This is a genomic window from Thalassomonas actiniarum (assembly GCF_000948975.2).
GTDB classification, from domain to species: Bacteria; Pseudomonadota; Gammaproteobacteria; order Enterobacterales; family Alteromonadaceae; genus Thalassomonas; species Thalassomonas actiniarum.
The window spans coordinates 1,665,930-1,686,418 of sequence record NZ_CP059735.1 but is presented as its reverse complement, the minus strand read 5'-3'; the positions used below and the strand labels follow the sequence as shown (position 1 = coordinate 1,686,418).

Below are 20,489 nucleotides of genomic sequence, written 5' to 3'. Positions count from 1 at the left end.
AACGTACTGAGGGTTAACACTTTAATGGGGTAACCATGGCATCGGTAGAGCACGCAAAAGAGAACAACAAAAAAACGCAACAAACCGTTTCTTTAAACTTTGACCGCAGCGGTTTCTTGTCTAAGAAAAATGTCCTTAACTGGTTTGCCAGTCATTATCTTATTCTTTTATTACTGCTAACTCTGCTGGCGGTATTATATTTTGTCATCGTGCAACTGCCTGCCTCGGTATCCGAGCCTGAAGTCGAGTTAGATGCCAAAAGCCTGATGGCGGTAGAGGCGCAAAAACCGATAGACGAATCTCCCTGGCAGGAAGCCCAGTTAGCCAAACACAGACGCCAAGCCCAGGAAATCCTCTCCCAGGTACTGACCAGACAAAAAGCCCTGGAAGAAAAAAAAGTGACCTTGTGGGCTGAAGCAGCCTTTTCCCAAGCCATCAAAAATGCAGAAAATGGCGATCTTTTCTATCGCAGCCAGGAGTTCGAGCAGGCAATGCAGAGCTACCACAGCACCTTGAGCCAACTGCAAGCCATAGAAGCCAATATCCCCGACGTTTTTGCCCTTCACCTGGCTCAGGGACAAACAGCATTAACAGCCAATAATGCCGCACAAGCAAAGCAGCAATTACAGATAGCCCTGCACCTGATACCCGACAACAAAAGCGCACAACAGGCCTTTGACCGCGCCCTGGTACTGGATCAGGTGCTGGAGTTAGTTAAACAAGGCGAAGTCTTGATGGATGAACAGCAACTTGAAGCCTCCATGAAAGTACTAAAACAGGCCGCTGCCCTTGATAACCAGTCTCCGCTGGTCATCGCCGAGCTGACCCGGGTTAACAACGCCATTAAAGAAAGGGACTACTCGTTTGCCATGTCTCGCGGCTATAAAAACCTCAAAAGTAAAAATTACCCTGCCGCAATAGACAACTTTACTGCCGCCGGAAAAATTTTACCCTCGGCAACCGACCCGCAAAAAGCCATCTTACAGGCGAAAAGTCAGGCATTAAAAGCCGCCATTACAGAAAAGATGCAACAGGCACAACAATTGGAGCAGGAAGAAAACTGGCAACTTGCCCAAAGGAGCTACCAGCAGGCCTTAGCCCTGGATCAAACCTTGATATCGGCAAAAGTTGGCCAGTTGCGCAGCCAGGCCCGGGCAGATTTGGACACAAATCTTAACCTGATCCTGGAAAAGCCCACCCGGCTGGCCAGCGACAAGGTTTTTTCCCAGGCACAAAAAGTATACGGCGATGCTTTAAAAATAAAGACTCCGGGAGCAAAACTGCAACAACAGATATTTGACGTTAAGAAGTTATTGGCACAAATAAAACAGCCGGTATCGTTAAGAATTCAATCAGACAATCACACCAAAGTCACCCTATACCGGGTCGGCGAATTAGGTAACTTTCTCGCCAAGGACCTGTCTTTAACCCCGGGACAATACACCATCACAGGCTCAAGAGACGGTTACCGGGATGTACGCCAGGAGTTTACCTTGATGCCCGGCAACCCAGCGAAAACCATCACCATAGCCTGCAGTGAAAAAGTGAGCAACGGATGAACAAATACCTTCAAAGCAGCATAAAGGATAGCGCCAATACCGATCAGTCCGGCATTATTATCCCGGCGCCTTTTACCCCGACCGCCCACACGAAAACCAAAACCGTTAAAAAACAGTACCGGCCTTATGTTTATGTGACCGCAAGCGTACTTTTGCTCGCCTGCCTGATTTTAGCTTACCTTTTTACCGCAAAATCTGTTGTTCTGATCACTTTCCCCCAGGCAAGTAAACTCGAAATATCCGGTGGACTGCACTTTGAATTGGCAGATCACTTTCTTATGCTGCCGGGGGAATACCAGTTAAGCGCGAGTTTAAAAGGGCATTTTCCCCTAAAACAATCCTTTACCGTCAGCGAGTTACAAAACCAACAGCTGAACTTTGAATTTACCCGCCTGCCCGGCAAACTCACTTTAGCCCTTAAGCCGCAAACGCCTGTTTCAGTTTTTATCGACGGCAAACCCGTTAAGCAGATAGAAAATACCATCAGTAATATAGCTGCCGGCAAGCACCTGTTAACCCTTAACAGCGAGCGCTTTTTACCTTTTACCAGTGAAGTGCAGATTGAAGGCAAAGAAATAGAACAAAGCCTTGAAGTAAAACTTACCCCGGCATGGGCAAATATCAGCTTTAACTCGCAGCCTTCAGGAGCACAAGTTTATCATCAGGAAAAATTACTGGGCATCACCCCCTTATCTGCCGAAGTACTCCAGGGAGAGCATCAGATAAGTTATCAAAAAGCCGGTTACAAACAAACTCAACGGGAGCTCAAGGTAACAGCAGGTCTCGACATGACACTCGACCCCGTCCTCCTGTTTAAGCTCACGGGCAGGCTGGCCATCACCTCAAGTCCTGCCGGGGTCAGTGTTACTTACGGCGATCAATACCTGGGGACAACCCCCTTAACTGCCGCCGTCAAACCTGACTCAACCCAAGCCTTGCTGCTGTTTAAAGACGGCTATCAGGAATATGCCACCTCATTAAAAGTACCTTCCGGGCAAACGGTTAATCAGGCCTTTAGTCTGCAACCCATTGTCGGCGAAATCAACTTCCAAGTCACCCCCGCCGATGCCCTGCTGTATATCGACGAGCGCCTGATGGGACGGGCAAACCAACAAATGACCCTACCGGCAAAACAGCAAACTGTCCGGATAGTCAAAGAAGGTTTTGTCGACTATAAAACACAAATATTGCCCAACCCCTCGATGGAGCAGGTTTTTTCAGTACAGCTAAAAACCTTAGCCCAGGATAAATTCGACCGCTTAGAGCCTGTTATCGCAAGCGGCACCGGCAGTAAACTCAAGTTATTTAAACCCAATGATACTTTTGTGATGGGCGCCTCCCGCCGGGAACAAGGCCGGCGGGCCAATGAAGTCAGAAGGGAGATCAAGCTTACCCGGGCTTTTTATCTTGGCTTGACCGAAGTGACCAATAAAGAATTTAGGCTATTTAAAAAAGACCACTCATCCGGCCATGTCAAGGGCAACTCCCTAAACGCCAGCAAGCAGCCTGTGGTCAGGATCACCTGGCTCGAAGCGGTTACTTTTTGCAACTGGTTATCAAAAAAAGAGCAACTGGAGCAGGTATATCAAATAACGGATAACAAACTCACCGGCATCAACCTTGATGCCAACGGCTATCGCCTGCCGACAGAGGCCGAGTGGGTGTGGGCCGCCCGCTACCAGGACGGCAAAATGTTGAAATATGCCTGGGGAGAGTCATTACCCCCCAAAGAAGGCTCGGCAAACATTGGCGATATCGCCGGTGCCGCCATCCTGGGGGAAATTCAGCCTACCTATAATGATCACTATATTACCACAGCTCCCGTGGCTTCTTTTACCGCCAATGAAAAAGGCCTATATGATCTGCCGGGTAATGTTGCCGAATGGATCCACGATTATTATCAAATCCAGACCGGCTTATCGTTAAAAACAGAAAAAGATCCCTCCGGGCCTGAGTCCGGGGATTACCATGTCATTCGCGGAGCCAGCTGGGCCCACGGCACCCGGACCGAGCTGCGCTTATCGTTTCGTGATTACGGCAATGATAAACGTGAGGATCTCGGGTTTAGAATTGCGCGTAACGCACTATAAGGAAAGCGGAGAAAGTTATGATTAGACATCACTACCAGACAGCGATACTTATCTTGATGGTTTCGGCCCCTGCGCAGGCATTCAATAACCAGCCGGTAATTAGCCAGCTCCAGGCAGAGCCGGCACAAGAACAGGTAAAAACTCCCCGGGATAAAGACGTTACCGCTGATAACACAAAGAAAACCGAGAAAAAGGGAGAGGATCAAAAACAACAAACGGTGAAAACAACAAACAAACAACAGGATACTTTTACCCCGACGGAAGAGATTTCTGAAGACTTAGCCGTCTCTTTCCCGGTAGACATTTAATAACCTCCAGGATGAAAGCAGATGAAACGTGATCTAGGCTCAGAATTTATATACCAGCTTTTTGCCTTGCTGCTCTCGGTAATTGTTGTACATGCCGTTTATGTAACCCTGGTCCGACCGGAAGCAGAAGCCATCATCAAACAACAAGAAGCACAACAACTTGCCGGAGCAAGCGTCACCAACCAGAGATCCTTATATGTCGTTTTAAAAGACTATGAGCAGGAAACCTGTCTGATTTTAATGCTATGGGCCATGATGATCATGGGCTATAAGGCCAGACTGGCCCTGCAGGAAAAACACATGCTGGCTCAGTCAATATTAGACGTACAGGAAGGGGCAAGCATATTACCCGAAGATGCCCGGGCATTATGCCGGCCGCTGCAGGGACTATCGCCGGAAAAACAGGGCATGCTGGCCCCTCGTACCTTACTGGTTGCCTTAAAGCGCTTTTCTGCCACCGCCAATGTCGCCGCCGTTGCCACCGCCATAAAAGATATTTGCGAGGCCGAAGCCGACCGTCTCGACAGCGAGCTGGCCATGGTCCGCTATATTTCCTGGGCAATCCCCTCAATAGGCTTTATCGGTACCGTAAGGGGGATAGGCGAAGCCCTTGGCCAGGCACACCAGGCGGTAGAAGGCAATATTATCGGCGTCACCAACAGTTTGGGAGTGGCCTTTAACTCAACTTTTATCGCCTTGGTGATCAGTATCTTTATTATGTTTTTCACCCACCAGTTACAACTGATGCAGGAGCGTTTGGTACAAAATACCCAGGACTACTGTGACGGTAACCTGCTCAACCACCTGAAAACCGACATCAACAAGGTGGATTAGATGCCTTTAACCCTGATAGAAATTAATGATCACCAGCTGACGCTCCGCCAGGGGGAAAAGTCCCTGACCCAAAGCGGTTATGCCCTGGTTGAAAAAGATCAGCTGCTCTTCGGCCAGGATGCTTTTGCCCGAGGCAAACTCTCCCCCGGCAATTTTTATTGCCGCTACTGGCAACAACTAGGTTATGAAGAAATTACTACCCCAAATGCCCAGGTCAGGCATTTTGCCGACCTCGCCTATTTACAGCTTAAAGCCCTGACAGAGCAATGCAGCAACATCCAGGATACCATCTTGATGGTACCCGCCAACTACAGCCAGCAACAGCTGTCCTTATTGCTGGGTATTGCCGGTTCATGCCAGTTAAAAGTTATTGCCGTCATCAATGAAGCCGTTATCAAGCTTGCCCATCACCAACAGGCAGGCAAGCTGGCGTTATTAGATCTGGGTTTGCATCACTGCAACCTGAATGAACTATACGCCGATGAAAACCTCTCCCTGGTTAATACGCATGTGATCCCCCACAAGGGGCTTCACGATCTTTATAAACACCTGGCTACCTGGCTCAATAAAAAATTTATCATCGAATGCCGCTACGATATTTTTGCCACCGCCAGGGCCGAGCAAAGCGTTTATAACTATTTTAACGAAATCATCCCCTGTGAGCAGGCCAGCTACCAGCTAAACATCAGTGACAAAACCCTTAAAGTTTCTGCCCGGGAAATCCGGGAACAAATAAGCCATTTTTTTGCCCCTGTTCTGGCCTCCGCCAGTGAGTATCCTACTGTCTATATCACCCCAAGGTTAAAAACAATATTAGCAACCGACACTTCCCTTGAAGCCATGTCATTGCTCGATGAAGGCAAACTGGAAACAAATATCGAGTACCATCTTAATAACCTGACAAAAAATAAGCAGATAGCCCTTATCACACGCTTGCCGGTTAATCTTAACGTGAACAAAGCGCATACTGGCGTCGGCTTGCACGGCAAACACCAGCCTTCTGATTTAACAACCCCTGGTGCCAGTCGCTCCCACCTGGCATGCTCTCACCTGGCGTATAAGGGGCACGCCTATCCATTAACGGATAAGCCACTTTACCTGAGCAGTAGCGACAACAATGCCCTCTCGCTTAGCCCCGAAAAGAGTAGCGCAGCCAAATTAACCCAAACAGACAAGGGCTGGCAACTTAGCCTCACAAGCCGGCCAGACGGAGAAAATTCACCGCAAGTCCTGATTAATGACAAACCCGCCCGGGACAAACAATTGCTTTATCGGGGAGACACTATCAGTCTCGGCCGGGAGCAAGCGACGTTTTTGCTGCTTAAAGTCGAAGAGGCATTGCAGTAGTTATGGCCGGCAAAAGAAAGTTCTCCACCTTCAGCCTGTCTTTTCTCGACATCATGTCTTGCGGTTTCGGCGCGGTGGTCCTGGTGTTTTTAATTATCAAACACGATGTCAATACCCAGGTGGAAGAACAAAACCTCGAGTTGCAGGCTGAAGTTAACCTTTTGGATGAAGAAGTTACCGAGGGACAAGCCCAGCTGGTGAAAATTAAAAATACCCTGTCCTTGCTGGATCAGGAGCTGGTGGAAGCCAGCGGCCTTGCCCGGCGTATCAATGATGAAATCGATGCCATCGCCAATAAAATTGCCGTGCTGGATCAGGAGAGCGACGACCAGCAAATTATCAAGATGAAAGAGCAGTTAAGAACCCTGATGCTGAAGAAGAAAAAACTCGAAGACGAACAGGCCCAGGGCAATGATGCCAGGCGTTTTATCGGCCAGGGAGAGCGGCAATATCTTACCGGCCTAAAGCTCGGAGGCGCCAGAACCTTAATCCTGCTCGATGTCTCCGCCAGCATGCTCGACAGCCATATCGTCAATATCATCCGGCGCAAAAATATGTCAGATGAAAGTAAAAAACAATCGAAAAAATGGCAAAGGGCGATACGGGCGGTGGAATGGCTGGTGGCAAAATTTCCCCTGAGCAGCCAGTACCAGCTTTATGTCTTTAATACCCAAACCCGCGCCTTACTGGCTGACACCACACATGAATGGCTGGCGATCGCCGACGAAGAAAAATTAAATACCAATATCACCGCCCTGCATGAGCTGGTGCCCGGTGGCGGCACTAGTCTTGAAAACGCCTTTCGCGCCGTCAGCTTTCTCGATCCCCTGCCCGACAATATCGTGTTGCTCACCGACGGCCTGCCCACCCAGGGACTCAAGGCGCCTAAGGGACATACCGTTTCGGGACAGGAAAGAGAAGAGCTGTTTAACCTGGCGGTAGAAACCTTGCCCGAGGGTATTCCGGTCAACGTCCTGTTATGGCCGATGGAAGGCGATCCCATGGCGGCATCGGCTTTCTGGAAGCTGGCGCAACATTCACTCGGCTCGTTTATGAGTCCGTCAAAAGACTGGCCCTAGGAGGTGATATGAGCAGAAAACGTCGCGGCTCAGAAGAATTTTCCATCGCCTTCCTGGACGTGATTTGCTGTGGTTTCGGCGCCATCATTTTATTGTTGATGATCACCAAAACCATGGCGCCTATCGTATTGGAAGAGTCCAGTATCAACCTCGACGCCCAATTAAAAGAGCTGCAGGAGACCCTGTTTACCATACGCGGGGAAACCACCATTTATAACCGGGACCTGACGGCAAAACACGAACAAATAGACAGCGAGAAAAAACGTCTGGCAATATTGCGCACCCGCCTGGCCACCATAGAAGTCCAGCATGCCCAGGTATCCCGGGCCGCCTCCTTCAGCAGCCAGGAAAAAGGCAAGTTGGCACTGGCGCTGCAAAGCCTTTCCGAAGAAATGGAACGTTTACTCGGGCAAAACTATAAAAGCAAAAATGATTTAATTGGCGGGATCCCGGTCGATAGCGAATACTTAATCTTTATCATAGATACCTCCGGCAGCATGTATAACTACGCCTGGGAAAGAATGCAGGAAGAGATCATTGCCACGTTGAATATTTACCCCGAAGTCAAAGGCATACAGATCATGAACGATATGGGCAACTATATGTTTAACAATTATCGCCGCAAATGGATCCCGGATACCAAAGCCAGGCGCAAGGCCATCATCAAACGGCTAAGGAGCTGGAACCCCTTTAGCAACTCCAGCCCGGTCGAGGGCATACAAAAAGCTATCCGGACCTTTTTTGCCCAGGACAAAAAGATCAGCCTCTATGTTATGGGAGACGAATTTTCGGGACGCTCGATAGAAAATGTCCTGTCAACCATAGAGCGCATCAACAAAGTCAGCGCCAATAACGAGCGCCTGGTACGTATCCATGCCGTTGGCTTTCCGGTGCAGTTTATGCGCCCGAAATACCTGCAAAAAACCGGCATACGCTTCGCCACCCTGATGAGAGAGCTCAGCTACAGAAACGGCGGCACCTTTGTTGGCCTCAATGACTTCAGGCCTTAATGGACGGATAAACTCATGGTAACGATTAAACAGCACATCAAGCAATTATTGAAACTGACCCCGGCGCTTTTATTACTCGGCTGTCTCAGTTGTACCAGCACCTTGCAGGTTAAAGGAGACTTTCCCCGCCCGGTGATCCACCAACTGCCCCTGCAAGTTGCCGTCCACTACCAGGATGATTTTCGCCGCTACCGATATGTGGAAAAAAGTGAAAAACGCAGTAAATGGGAAATTAGCATAGGCAATGCCCAGGTGGCCTTATTCGATACTGTGCTACCGGCGATGTTTGAAAATGTGGTGCAGGTATCGGACATCAGCCCGCAGGAAAATACCGACATAGATTTGTTCTTTGAGCCCTACGTCGAAGAATTTCAATACAATATGCCCAGGGAAACCAAGGTCAATATGTTTGAAGTGTGGATCAAATACAACATGAAAGTCTATGACGGACAGGGTCTGCTGATTGCCGACTGGATACTGACCGCCTACGGCAAAACCCCCACCGCTTTTATGAAGTCGGAAGAAAATGCCTTAAATGAGGCGATGATCATTGCCCTTCGGGATGTCGGCGCCGGTTTATCGCTAAAGTTCAGCCATATTCCGGAAATCAACAGCTGGCTTAATAAGCACGGCCAGCTGCAATAATAATAAGTAATTTTATTCATCTAGGGGTCTAACTTAGGTAACAAAGGTGAAGTGAAATGAAAAACCTGTTTAAACAAACAAATGCTTTATATCTGTTGTTAACCCTGGTACTTAGTGCCTGTACTTCGGTCACCATAGACCAGGTAAAACACGTACCGAGCGAACTTAAAGCCGGTGAATCCATTGTCGTTATCGGCAGGCGCAGCGGCAATGATTATGAAACCGAACCCGAACTGATTTCCTGCATCGGCAAAACCCTGCTCAAAGGCAATAACCCCATGAATGTCATCCCGGAGCAAGAGTTTGTCGACCGCCTTTATCCCTGGTTTGAAGCCCGCACTGCCCCGGTGCATGTCTGGGATCTGCAAAGGCTGCTGTCTTTTGACGACATTGCAGAAATCATCGATGAATATAATGTCCACTACATTGTCTGGATCGACGGCGTCACCGAAAAAACCCGGGGCGGCGGCAGCATCAGCTGCGGCCTTTCACCCGCCGGGGTCAGCTGTTTCGGTTTTGGCACCTGGGATGAAAAAGCCGAATATGAAGCCTCGGTCTGGGATTACCGCACCAAAAAACTGGTGGGCAAGGTCAGCAGTATCGCCGACGGCACCTCTTATATGCCGGCCATCGTTATTCCCATCCCGTTGCTGGCACAAGTGCAAAGTCAGGCCTGCAGCGCTATGGCCAGCCAATTGCAAAGTTTTTTCAGCAGTTCGCAAAACTAGGCTAATTAGTGATAGCAAAAATATTAAATACATTACTGAGATTGATATCTAAGTAATGATAAAAACCCCGTTAATATGAACAGGAGTTTACAATGAACTACCGACTTTTATCCATTCCCCTGCTGCTACTGGCCTTAGCCTCCTGTTCGATCAACCCGGCAACCGGCACCCCGGATCTGGTGTTGATGTCTGAAGAGGCCGAAATCGCCATGGGTAAGGAAATGCATGAAAAACTGCTCAAGTCCGTACCCGTCTATCACGACGATGCCCTGGCCGCCTATATCGACCGCATCGGCCAAAAAGTGGCGAAAAACAGCCACAGGCCGGATATCCAATATCATTTCACCGTCATCGATGCCCCGGATATTAATGCTTTTGCCCTGCCCGGCGGTTATATCTATATCAACCGCGGCCTGCTTGCTTACCTTGACTCAGAAGCCCAGCTGGCGGCGGTATTGGCCCATGAAGTCGGCCATGTCACTGCCAGGCATGTGGTGCGCCAGGATACCGCCCGCAAAGGCGCCGGCATCTTATCCATCTTCTCGGTCTTTACCACCGGCAGTACAGTAATAGGCGATGTCACTAACCTCTGGAGTACCGCTGCCGTCCAGGGCTATGGCCGGGAAATGGAGCTCGAAGCAGACGGTTTTGGCGCCGAATACCTGTTTAACAGCGGATACGATCCCCTGGCCATGGTGGAAACCATAGGGGTATTAAAAGATCAGGAAAAATTCTCCCGCTACCGGGCAAAAGAAGAAGGCAAAAAAGCCAGAAGCTATCACGGCGTTTTCGCCAGCCACCCGCGCAACGATATCCGCCTTAAAGAGGTGATCGCCAAAGCCGGAGAATTTCCCGAAAACCAGGACAGTACCCACAATAAAAGCGAATACCGCAAACATACCGAAGGCCTGGTGTACGGAGTCAACTATGATGCCAAACTCAAAGCACAACCCAAAGTCCCGGGCTTGTATATCCATGATAAATTAGGATTTTCACTGCTATTCCCGGAAAAATGGCAAGTTGAAAATACCCGTCAGGCCATTGTCGGCCAGCCGGCGGATAAATCAGCAGAGTTAAAATTAACGGTTGCCCTGGCCAAAAAAGGCATTTCTCCCGGGGATTACCTGCGCGGTATAATGAAAACCCAAATGCTGCAGCGCTCAGAAGATTTTGCCCAAAACGGCCTGATCGGCCATACCGGCATAATTGTTAACGACAAGGGAGATTATAAGCAAAGGGTCGCCGTACTCTACCAGGGACGGCGCGCTTATATGCTCACCGGCTCTGTACTGTCAGCCAAAGCCGATGTCAATTATGATGAGTTATTTTTAAAAAGCATCCACAGTTTCAAGCCGCAAAAAAGCAGTGCCCGCAAGCAGAAGTCGAAAACCCTGCATTATGTCAAAGCCAATGAAAATACCAACATAGAACAGCTTGCCAAACAATTGAAAATCGGCGCCTACGCACCGCAGCAGCTGAGACTGATCAACGGCCTTTATCCCAGGGGAGAGCCGGAGCCCGGGGACTGGATCAAAATCATCCAGTGACCTGTTCGTTTAACTTTTCCCGGGGCTAAGCTGGCATAAACAATGACAGGTTTATAGTCCCCGGGGCAAAGCGATCAAAACGGCTACCCCCCCTCCCGGGGGATTGCTTAAACTGATTTGTCCCTGATGGGCATCAATGATTTCCCGGCAAATGCTCAAACCTATGCCGCTGCCGTCAACCTTAGTTGAATAATAAGGCAGGAAAGCCTGCTGCATCACCTCCGGCTTCATCCCGGGACCAAAATCCCGGATCACCAGGGTTATCCCCTGCATCCCGGAAGTTAACGTCACCTGACTCGGAATCTCTCCTGCAGCCTCCCGGGCATTCTTCAACAAATTGATCACCAGCTGCTCCAGCTGGCTGATATCCCCCTTGACAAAAAACTCCTTTTCCCGGCATTTGATGGTAAAAGGATACAGGGACTGCAGTTGCTCCAGCATAGCCAGGAGATCAAATGCCTGCTTTTTCGGAGAAGATAACCGCGCCAACTGGCTGTAATTTTGGATAAACTCAGATAACTTGTTTATCCGCCCGGAGATAGTGCTAAAAACCTGGTTTAACCTGGGTTCATTTATCCTCTGTGCCAGCACTTTGCCGCTATGACACATAGAGCTGATAGGGGCAATGGAATTATTAAGTTCATGGTTAATCACCCGGATCACTTTTTTCCAGGTCTTCAATTCCTGGCGATTTAACTCCCGGGTCATAGGTTTAAGCAGCATCAGCTGATGCCGGCTGCCGTGAAGTTTTAGCTGATGACGGGATAAGTGCCAGCTTTGCTCCATCCCTGCACTTTCATCTTCTTTTAACTGGATAATGGCGCTGCTCTGCCCCGCCTGCGCTTGATAAGTCGAGCTTTGAGAGCCCATGTCTTGAGCTCCCATGCCTTGAGAATGAAAGTCTTGCCTTTCAGGGTTATCGGCAGGGTGCTCTGCTGTTAAGCTTTTTTCGCGCGAGCTTTCCCCGCTCATACTTGCCCCGGCAGCATTTTCTCCGATATAAGCCAGTAACTCAGGTTTGTGCTGTTTAATTAACGCCGTCCATTCCTGCCCCAATAAAGAGGCGCGGCTAACGCCTGAGTTTTCCAGGAAGAGCCGGGCGGCCTGGTTGGCAAAAATGATCCTGTCCCTGTGGTTCACCAATACAGTAACAACATCGGAGGCATTAACCACCTTATCCAGCAGCAACTCCCGCTGATACAAGGCTTGTTTTTCCGCACGTAATTTATCCGCGACCTGATTAAAAAGCCGGATCAGGGCCAGATGCCGTTGTTCTTTTTTAAAAGGTTTATCCGCCAAGCTGATGGCAAAATCCCCGTCCTGCAGATTGCGCAAACCATCTTCCAGGGTCTGCAGCACCAGCATTTGCCTCTGGTGGCTTCGTCGCAATAACAGCAAAGCCAGCAAAAGCAACAACACAGTGCTCAAGGCAAACAAAACAGGAGCCCCGGGGAGAATAAGAATAAAAGACAAAATAAACAGCAGGTTAAGAAGAGCAAGCTTAAAAGTTAACATAGAATTTCCAGACTTGTGCTTTAACCCAGCAAACCGGGATCTATCCGGTACTTCTCTATACGCCGATACAAGGCCTGCCGGCTCAGCCCTAACTCGGTTGCCGCGTGTTTAATAACGCCGCCATGTTTGACCAGCACCTGCTCAATCTGCTGCTTTTCATTACCCGCGTTACTCCCCGTGCTATTCACCTTAGAGACACCTTTAAAATCTTCTGCCTTGATGCAGGCATCCTGTGCAAATACCAGGGCCCGTTTACAGGCATTTTCCAGCTCTCGGACATTGCCGGGCCAGGGACAAGCTAACAGATATTGTTTCGCATCATCGCTGAGCTTATAGTCACTGCCGATGAAATACTGCGCCAGCGGCAAAATATCGGCTTTACGTGCTTTTAGCTCGGGCAGGTGCAGTTCAATGACATTCAGGCGGTAATAGAGATCTTCCCTGAACTCCCCCTGCTTTATCGCCTGCGGCAAATTGCTGTTGGTGGCGCTTAGCACCCGCACATCCACCTTAAGGGTGTCATTGGAGCCAAGGCGTTCAAACTCACCGGTTTGTAGTACCCGCAGCAGCTTCATTTGTCCGCTTAACGATAAATTTCCTATCTCATCCAAGAATAAGGTACCGCCATCGGCGGCTTCAAAACGCCCTTTTCTTGCCTGGTTGGCGCCGGTATAAGCGCCTTTTTCGGCGCCGAATAATTCAGCTTCCATCAACTCCTGGGGGATGGCCCCCATATTAACCTTGATCAGCGGCGCACTTTTACGGAGCGAATGTTGGTGCAGATGATCCGCCAGCTTTTCCTTACCCGAACCGTTGGCGCCGGTGATCAGCACATTCACCTGGGACGAAGCAACTTTTTCAGCGTCCGCCATTAGCGCCAGCATAACCGGGCTTTGATAGATAAACTGCGGCTGCGCCTTGAAGTCTCCGCCCGGACTTGTTTCATGCTCCCTGGCATTGTGCTTATCCCGTCCTTCACTTGCATAACACTCAACCAGCTCCAGTAACCTGGTATCATTCCAGGGCTTTTGCAGATAATCCGCCGCCCCGGCCTTAACCAGTTCAATGGCGGTTTCAAGTTGGCTCCAGGCGGTGATCAGGATAACAGGAAGATCAGGTTTTATCGCCCTGAGCTCATGAAACAGGCATTGGCCTTCACTGCCGGAAGTCAGTCCCTGCCCAAAGTTCATATCCTGGATCACCAAATCAACGACCTGGTGGCAAGCCACCATTAACGCCTGTTTTTTAGTGGCAGCGGTTAACACCTGATAACCATGCAAACCCAGCAATAAATCAAGCGCAGCAATAATATCCGGGTTGTCGTCAACCACTAAAACCTTAATCATCTGTATCCTTTATCTTTTTTGACATCACACCGTTCTGGTAGCAATAACCGGAGGAATATTACTGGTGCTGACCGCAGGTAACCAGGTGGCCACAAGACCGGCAATGAACATAATGCCACAGGCCAGTAAGAACAGCAGCGGCTCAGGTTTACTCAAGTCGATATACTGACTGAGTAAGACATTAAAACCAATCACAGTCACCATGCCCAGTAAACAGCCCAAACCACAGTTCAGGGCGTTTTCCGTTAACACGTAGAGCAAGATATCTCTTTTACGCGCCCCCAGTGCCCGGCGAATACCAATATATTTCTTTTGTCGTGAAATATGAAATTGCGCGTAAGCATAACTGCTAATCGCCGTCACCAACAGCATTAAGCCGCATAATAATAAAAATAAATCCGCCAAGCCCTGATCATCCCGGTAGAAGCGTTTTAAATGCTCCGCCATGGTAAAAACCCTGAAAATATCCCGCTCCGGCTGCACCGCCAAGATAGTATCGCTGACCTGGTTGCGCACGCTGGACATTTGTCCCGGTTCAACCGATAAAACGTAGTAGCGGGCAACATAGACATACTCCATCAGGGTATTATCAAACACCGCATATTGTTTATCCTCGGGCAGCGTAGGGTTGAAAGTAATATCCCGTATTACCCCGACAATACGTCCCCGGTTGGTTTCCTGCCCTATTGCCGGGTTGTCCCCGTAAAGACTTTGCTTGAGAGACTGACTGATAACGATATTGGGCCTTTCATCGCTGCCAAAGTCCCGCTGATCGCTCTGGTTCAGATAACGCCCTTCAAGCAAAGACAACCCCAAGGCGTCCGCCAGATTTTCGTTGCCAAAAAACACCTTCACGTCCTGCAAATAGGTATCGGTTCTTTCCTGCTCGGGATTATCCAGATCATGGACATTTCTCAGGGCTCCCCTGGGTCTAAGCGGCAGCTGATTCATCGCCGAAACCGACTTGACCCCGGGCAAACGGGCGAGCTGGCTAAGATCCTCGGCAACCACCGAGCGGTAATAGTTAAAATCCCGGTAATTGCCGGAGGTCGGATGCAGGGAAACGAGCAAAATATTTTCATTATCCATGCCGGTATCCCGGGATAAGCTTTCCCGGGTATCAAGCGCCAGTATCACGCTGTTCACCACTAAGGCCAGGGTAATGGCCAATTGCAGTATCAAAAGTCCGGAGGTGAATTTTCGCAGCAATAAGGACTTAACTAAGGCTTTTAAATTCATGGGGGTTCCTTATTTATTATTTAAGTTCGGCACTGATGGTATAGCGGCTTGCCCGGTACAGGGGATACAAGGCACTGGCAATTGCCGTCGCTAAAGCCAGCAGCACACCGGACACCAGGATTTTTGGCTCCAGCACGGCAATATTCGACAAATCAGGTAAAAATTTGGCGGAGAATTTTAAAAACAGCCAGCTTAAAGCCAGGGCAAATACACCGGCAATCAAGCCCACCAGGACACTTTCCATCAATCCCTGCATCAGCATATGCCTGTTGCCGGCACCAACAGCCCGGCGCAGGCCCACTTCAAATTTGCCCGCATGAAAGCGGGATAGCAGCAAACTGCTGGCATTAAACACACAGACACATAAAAACAGCACAGACGCCAGGGTAAATGCCAGCACTTTCTGATCGACCACTTTTTGCTTTAACAGCCAGTTGTTGACATCGTCTAACTCATTACGAATCGCCAAAGGGTGCTCGCCGGCATCTTTGAGGGTCTGGCTGTAATGATCCAGATAATCCTGAAAGACCTGCAACTGCCCCGGCTCTGCCAATTCAATCCAGGCCTGCAGGAAATAAAGATCTATATCCCGGCTGCGCTTAACACTGGCATTTTCTTCCGTGGTGGAACTGCGGGCATGAATTGACCAGCCCAAGTCGATTGCGGTTTCCAGCGGCACATAAATATCGTCGGTGGCGTTAAAGGCCCGGCCTTCGGTGGCGTGATAAAACAGCGGCCGCAAAATCCAGGGCTTTAATACCCCGACAATAGTTAGCAGCTCACCGTCAAGCTCCAGGGTTTTACCGACACTGTTACCGCCAGCAAAGACTTTCTGATTCAACTTATCGCCAATCACCACTTCCATGCCCGAACTTTGCTTAAAGGCGCTGCCATAAGCGAAAGGCGCCTGGGTCAAAGGGAAAAACCCCGGGGTTGTCGCCCTGACCGATGAATCGTACCGAGTTAAGTTTGCCGATTCGGCGTCCCTGGCATAAACCCCGGTAGCATAAAAAACCGCACTATGCTCGGGTATGCCGGATTCGGTAATTTTCCTGGCATCGCGATAGCGTAATATATGCATAGGCTCAGCATTGGCTTGCTCATCGGGCCAGGTATTCATACTGACATGAAAGACACGGCCACTTTTTTCCGGAAGGGGATCACTGCCCATAGAATTCACCAGGGCCAGGTTGGCCGATAACAGGCCGACCCCGATTGATAAGGTCAAAATTACCAAAAAATATAAAGACGGCGCCCGCTTAAAGCTGATCAGGGCTAATTTCAGGTAATAACTAAGCATGGCTCAACTCCTGCTTTTCATCGGCAGAGGTTTGGGGTTGCAACGGCGCATAGATACTGAAATCGGAAATCTGGCCATCAATCACCTGGACATTACGTTTTACTTCCCGTGCCTGATCCGGGTCATGGGTGACCATGATAATGGTGGTGCCTTCCTCATTGAGTTTATGCAGCAGCTCCATCACCTGGCGCGCCATCAAAGAGTCCAGGTTACCTGTGGGTTCATCCGCCAATAATATTTTCGGCTCCCCCGCCAGCGCCCGGGCAATGGCCACACGCTGCTGCTGACCGCCGGATAACTGGCTGGGTAAATAATCCAGCCGTGAGGCCAGGCCGACTTTTTCCAGCGCCTGCTCAACCCGGCGCTTGCGCTCGGCGCCGTTAAAGCCGCGGTAACGCAAGGGCATATCGACATTGTCAAAAATACTGTAGTCCGGGATCAGGTTATAATTTTGAAAAATAAAACCGATTTTTTCATTTCTTAACCGGGATAACTCATCATCCTTTAACCCCTTGACACTGACACCGTCGAGTTGGTACTCCCCCTGGTCGAAGTTATCCAGCAAACCGGCAACATTTAAAAAAGTCGACTTGCCCGAGCCGGAAGGGCCGGTAACGGCGACAAACTCCCCCTGTGCTACCGCCAGGGAAAAATCCCGCAAGGCATGGGTCTGGATAGTATCGGTGCGGTAAATACGTGAAATATTGTTCATGTTAAGCATCACTGTGCCCTCTTATAAATTAATTTTTTCTCTGCTTTATTTTTAATTTGTCGCTATGGCAATAGCCCGGTTAATAGCTGATGTTAATTTGCTCCGATGCGCTAAAGTCCTGATAATCTGAAATAATCACCTGCTCTCCCTCTTTTAGCCCCGAGATCAGCTCGATATAATCCAAACTGCTGATCCCTGTATTGATGGCAATTTTCCTGCCCTGGTTATCTTCACCGACCTTATAGGCAAACTTACCGCCTAATGCCCCGATGAAAGCACCACGTTTCACCATCAGCACATCCGTTTTCTTTTCAAACTCAATACGGGCATTGATACGCTGATTTTGCCTTAAGGCAATGGCTGTTCCCGCTTTTATGCTCGCCCTGACTTTCACCAGGTTGTCTTTGATTTCAGGCGAGATGGCAATGATTTCACCACTGACGTCAACGCCGGCAATCTTCATCATCACAGTCAAGCCCAATCCCAAGTCATCGGCATAAAATTCTGGCACACTCAGCTCGGCTTCATACTCGGACAAGTCCACTATGGTCATGATCTCGGTATTGGCGGCAATGGCATTTTTTTGCGCCACCAGCCAGTTACCCACCACGCCGGTTACCGGTGCGGTGATCGCTAAAGCCAGATGCCTGCGTTTGAGCTCATCCAAGATCAGCTGCTGTTTTTTCACTAAGAATTCCCGGTGGCGGGTTTCAAAGGTTAACCGCTCCCGGGCCAGCTCGACCCGCTTTTTCGCATGCTGATAGAAACGCTGTGCATCGGTTAAGGTATCCTGGCTTTTCATCCAATCCACTTCACTGATAATTTGTTTACCAAAGGAAATCTGTGCCCGCTGTTGTTCTCGCCTGGCAACATTTAGGCTCGACAAGGCAGCATTCATCTGGCTTTCCAGTTCAAGCTGCGCTTCTTTATCTTCTAACAGCCCCCGGCTGGCATTGATATTGAGCTGCTCTAAGGTAGACTCCTGCTGTTTGATCTCGGCATCGAGCTCCGGACTACTCAGGCGCGCCACCAACTGGCCGAGCTCTACCGCTTCCCCCGGCTTAGCCAGCAAGGTAATTTTGCCCGTCTCGGTGCTAAATAAGCGTGGGGCATTGGCGGCCACCGCCTTACCCGAAACCGAGGCTTCGCGGACAAGTTCACCGCGCAGCACAGGCGCAATCACTAAATCATTAGCATCGACATCTGGAATAGAGGAATACCACTGGCTTAAAGTCGGCAGCGCCAGATAAGCTAATAGTATCGCCAGGGCCAACAGTAACAGCTGCCTTAATGGCCAATTTTTTTTAGAACTTTGAATAACTTCATCCTGACTTTGGGTACCCGCTATCATAATTAAACTCTTGCACCTTGATAAAGAATTAACATTTGTCCAGTAAGGTTGCAGTTGGGATGCCAAGTTTACAAAAAAGATAATCACTTGTTTTTAGTAGGTTTTATTTCAAGGTACTATAACAAGAGTGTCCGAACGGACACTTAAAACTGTCCGCCGGTGTCCGCGAACACTTAGCCGGACACTTGTTCAGAGTTTAGTGTCCGCAGTAAATCTCTTGCCCAAAAGGCATGAATATATTGGAAGTTTTCTTAAGAAAAACGAAGGCTTACATGCTGCGATAGACAAACTTAGCTTGTGCCGGGAGTCCTCTTCACCTGAAGAGCAGACTGAGGTACGTCCATGTATCCTGGCTCTTTGATATCCATATCAACGCCGGATACCTTGCATCCTGAGCATAAACCCAGCTTCATCACCCCCTGTGATCGCAGGATTACTTACAGGATGTAAGTACTTAACTTACGCCGGGAGCAAGTAAGCTGAAATGCATCCATGTATAAAAAAGCCCCGGAAACGGGGCTTTGGAGTTATCTTGATAACAAATAAATACTATTTTAATGTTTCTACTTTGCTATTGATGTCATCAGCTATTGAGGTATTACTCAATACCGCTGACAAGGCTAATATTAAAACGGCAAATATTACTGTTGTCAGCTTAAATCCCCTTGAGGATGGCTTATTCATTTTATATTCCTGTAAAGTCAGGTTATTCTATTTTTTAGCATGAGCTACAACAGCTCAAAACTTAACCTATCCGGGTATTGATTACAATCTTTGTTTACCCTTTTCTTACAGTTTGATGTCAAAGGCACCCGTTAGTTGCTCTAAAAACTAATAACCCTTGGCGACATCCACCAGGTTATCCAGTAATTGTCCTTGCTGAAATCTTTTGTAGTTGCCGGCAATTTGTGCGATCACTTCTTGCTGATCTGTGATCGCTGAAATATGCGGGGTTAACAACACAGATTCATGCCGCCAAAAGGCATGATCTTCAGGTAAAGGCTCCTGGTTGAAAACATCCAGTACTGCCCCGGCAATCACCTGTTTATCCAGGGCATCAATTAAGTCACCGTCGTTCACCGCCTGTCCCCGTCCGACATTAATCAAAAAACAGCCCGGTTTTAACTTCTCGAAAAAGGCTTTATTGATTAACCCTTGGGTGGCGGGGGTATTGGGTAAAATACTCACCACATAATCGGCATCAGCAAGTGCCTGCCCCAGCTGATCCTGACCATAATAGACCCGGTAATCCGGATGTGTTTTCTGTGACCGGCGCCAACCGCTGACCTCGAAACCATTATTCATCAAACGCCCGGCAACCACCTCCCCTATGCTGCCAACTCCTAACAGGGTAACCTTTTGCCGCCTGCTCTCTTTAGGCAAAACCTGCCAACTGGCTTGTTGCTGCTGCCTGAAATAGGCCGTAAAACGGCACTTAAGCATCAAGATACTTGCCAGTACATATTCCGCCATCTGCCCGGACAAACCGGGATCAACGATACGGGTGATCCGGACATTGCCCGGCAAACCGGGATCCGAGAGCAAAGCATCACAACCGGCCCCTAATGAGCTTATTACCTTAAGTGCGGGCAGCTTGGCCCAACAATTTTTTGGCTGCTGCCAGGCAACGGCAAATTCAACCTCTTCCGGCTGTGTGATATCCGGCCAGCATTGAATGTTTACCCCGGGCAAGGCCTGTTTAAGCCCTTGTGCCAACACGGTTAAATTCCTGTCCGTTACCAACAATGCAATCGACATATAGGGGTTACTCCAGCAAATCTTGGTGAATAAGTTAAAAAACACAGATATCTGTCACGGCAATAATACCGGGAAAACGGCTATTATTCACCACTATCCCAGCGGGAAAGCTTGTCTATAC

Annotated in this window: 18 protein-coding genes; 10 read left to right on the top strand and 8 right to left on the bottom strand. The window is 49.1% G+C overall.

From position 1 onward, the window contains the following. Window positions 1-35: 35 nt before the first annotated feature. The 10 genes from SG35_RS07405 to SG35_RS07360 all read left to right on the top strand — a co-directional run bounded on the left by SG35_RS07405 (window position 36) and on the right by SG35_RS07360 (window position 11,147). Window positions 36-1,559 carry a tetratricopeptide repeat protein gene (locus SG35_RS07405; protein ID WP_044830637.1) on the top strand — a complete coding sequence of 508 codons (1,524 nt, stop codon included), beginning with the start codon at window positions 36-38 and terminating at the stop codon, window positions 1,557-1,559. After that, window positions 1,556-3,649 carry an SUMF1/EgtB/PvdO family nonheme iron enzyme gene (locus SG35_RS07400; RefSeq protein ID WP_044830636.1) on the top strand — a complete coding sequence of 698 codons (2,094 nt, stop codon included), beginning with the start codon at window positions 1,556-1,558 and terminating at the stop codon, window positions 3,647-3,649. Before SG35_RS07405 ends, SG35_RS07400 begins: the two co-directional genes overlap by 4 nt. A 17-nt stretch (window positions 3,650-3,666) precedes the next feature. Further along, window positions 3,667-3,957: a hypothetical protein gene (locus SG35_RS07395; RefSeq protein ID WP_044830635.1), complete on the top strand. Its 291-nt coding sequence runs from the start codon at window positions 3,667-3,669 to the stop codon at window positions 3,955-3,957. Window positions 3,958-3,978: 21 nt separating this feature from the next. Next, window positions 3,979-4,791 (top strand): MotA/TolQ/ExbB proton channel family protein, encoded by an 813-nt coding sequence (locus SG35_RS07390; protein WP_044830634.1) that lies wholly within the window; start codon window positions 3,979-3,981, stop codon window positions 4,789-4,791. Next, window positions 4,792-6,138, top strand: coding sequence for an FHA domain-containing protein (locus SG35_RS07385; protein WP_044830633.1), 1,347 nt, complete (start codon window positions 4,792-4,794; stop codon window positions 6,136-6,138). A 2-nt stretch (window positions 6,139-6,140) separates the two neighbouring features. Continuing rightward, entirely contained in the window at window positions 6,141-7,217 is a 1,077-nt protein-coding gene (locus tag SG35_RS07380) for a VWA domain-containing protein (protein ID WP_044830632.1), read from the top strand. 8 nt (window positions 7,218-7,225) lie between these two features. Continuing rightward, entirely contained in the window at window positions 7,226-8,227 is a 1,002-nt protein-coding gene (locus tag SG35_RS07375; protein ID WP_044830631.1) for a vWA domain-containing protein, read from the top strand. A gap of 15 nt (window positions 8,228-8,242) precedes the next feature. Then, entirely contained in the window at window positions 8,243-8,872 is a 630-nt protein-coding gene (locus SG35_RS07370; protein ID WP_053042750.1) for a hypothetical protein, read from the top strand. A 56-nt stretch (window positions 8,873-8,928) separates the two neighbouring features. Beyond that, window positions 8,929-9,600, top strand: a complete 672-nt coding sequence (locus SG35_RS07365; RefSeq protein ID WP_044830630.1) for a hypothetical protein — start codon at window positions 8,929-8,931, stop codon at window positions 9,598-9,600. A 92-nt stretch (window positions 9,601-9,692) separates the two neighbouring features. After that, window positions 9,693-11,147: a M48 family metalloprotease gene (locus SG35_RS07360; protein ID WP_044830629.1), complete on the top strand. Its 1,455-nt coding sequence runs from the start codon at window positions 9,693-9,695 to the stop codon at window positions 11,145-11,147. Window positions 11,148-11,198: 51 nt separating this feature from the next. Here the strand turns inward: SG35_RS07360 and SG35_RS07355 are convergent, their stop codons facing one another. The 8 genes from SG35_RS07355 to SG35_RS07320 all read right to left on the bottom strand — a co-directional run bounded on the left by SG35_RS07355 (window position 11,199) and on the right by SG35_RS07320 (window position 20,368). After that, on the bottom strand, window positions 11,199-12,662 hold the full coding sequence (locus SG35_RS07355) for a sensor histidine kinase (RefSeq protein WP_044830628.1): 1,464 nt from the start codon (window positions 12,660-12,662) through the stop codon (window positions 11,199-11,201). Window positions 12,663-12,682: 20 nt separating this feature from the next. Further along, on the bottom strand, window positions 12,683-14,008 hold the full coding sequence (locus SG35_RS07350) for a sigma-54-dependent transcriptional regulator (protein ID WP_044830627.1): 1,326 nt from the start codon (window positions 14,006-14,008) through the stop codon (window positions 12,683-12,685). Between the two features lie 24 nt (window positions 14,009-14,032). After that, window positions 14,033-15,247: an ABC transporter permease gene (locus SG35_RS07345; RefSeq protein ID WP_044830626.1), complete on the bottom strand. Its 1,215-nt coding sequence runs from the start codon at window positions 15,245-15,247 to the stop codon at window positions 14,033-14,035. Window positions 15,248-15,263: 16 nt separating this feature from the next. Then, window positions 15,264-16,547, bottom strand: a complete 1,284-nt coding sequence (locus tag SG35_RS07340; RefSeq protein ID WP_044830625.1) for an ABC transporter permease — start codon at window positions 16,545-16,547, stop codon at window positions 15,264-15,266. Next, window positions 16,540-17,268 carry an ABC transporter ATP-binding protein gene (locus tag SG35_RS07335; protein ID WP_044830624.1) on the bottom strand — a complete coding sequence of 243 codons (729 nt, stop codon included), beginning with the start codon at window positions 17,266-17,268 and terminating at the stop codon, window positions 16,540-16,542. The genes SG35_RS07340 and SG35_RS07335 overlap by 8 nt, the downstream gene beginning before the upstream one ends. Window positions 17,269-17,338: 70 nt before the next feature. Continuing rightward, window positions 17,339-18,610, bottom strand: a complete 1,272-nt coding sequence (locus SG35_RS07330) for an efflux RND transporter periplasmic adaptor subunit (protein ID WP_044830623.1) — start codon at window positions 18,608-18,610, stop codon at window positions 17,339-17,341. A gap of 549 nt (window positions 18,611-19,159) precedes the next feature. Next, window positions 19,160-19,294, bottom strand: a complete 135-nt coding sequence (locus SG35_RS07325) for a hypothetical protein (RefSeq protein WP_269082152.1) — start codon at window positions 19,292-19,294, stop codon at window positions 19,160-19,162. A gap of 147 nt (window positions 19,295-19,441) precedes the next feature. Then, on the bottom strand, window positions 19,442-20,368 hold the full coding sequence (locus SG35_RS07320) for a 2-hydroxyacid dehydrogenase (RefSeq protein WP_044830622.1): 927 nt from the start codon (window positions 20,366-20,368) through the stop codon (window positions 19,442-19,444). Window positions 20,369-20,489 lie beyond the last annotated feature (121 nt).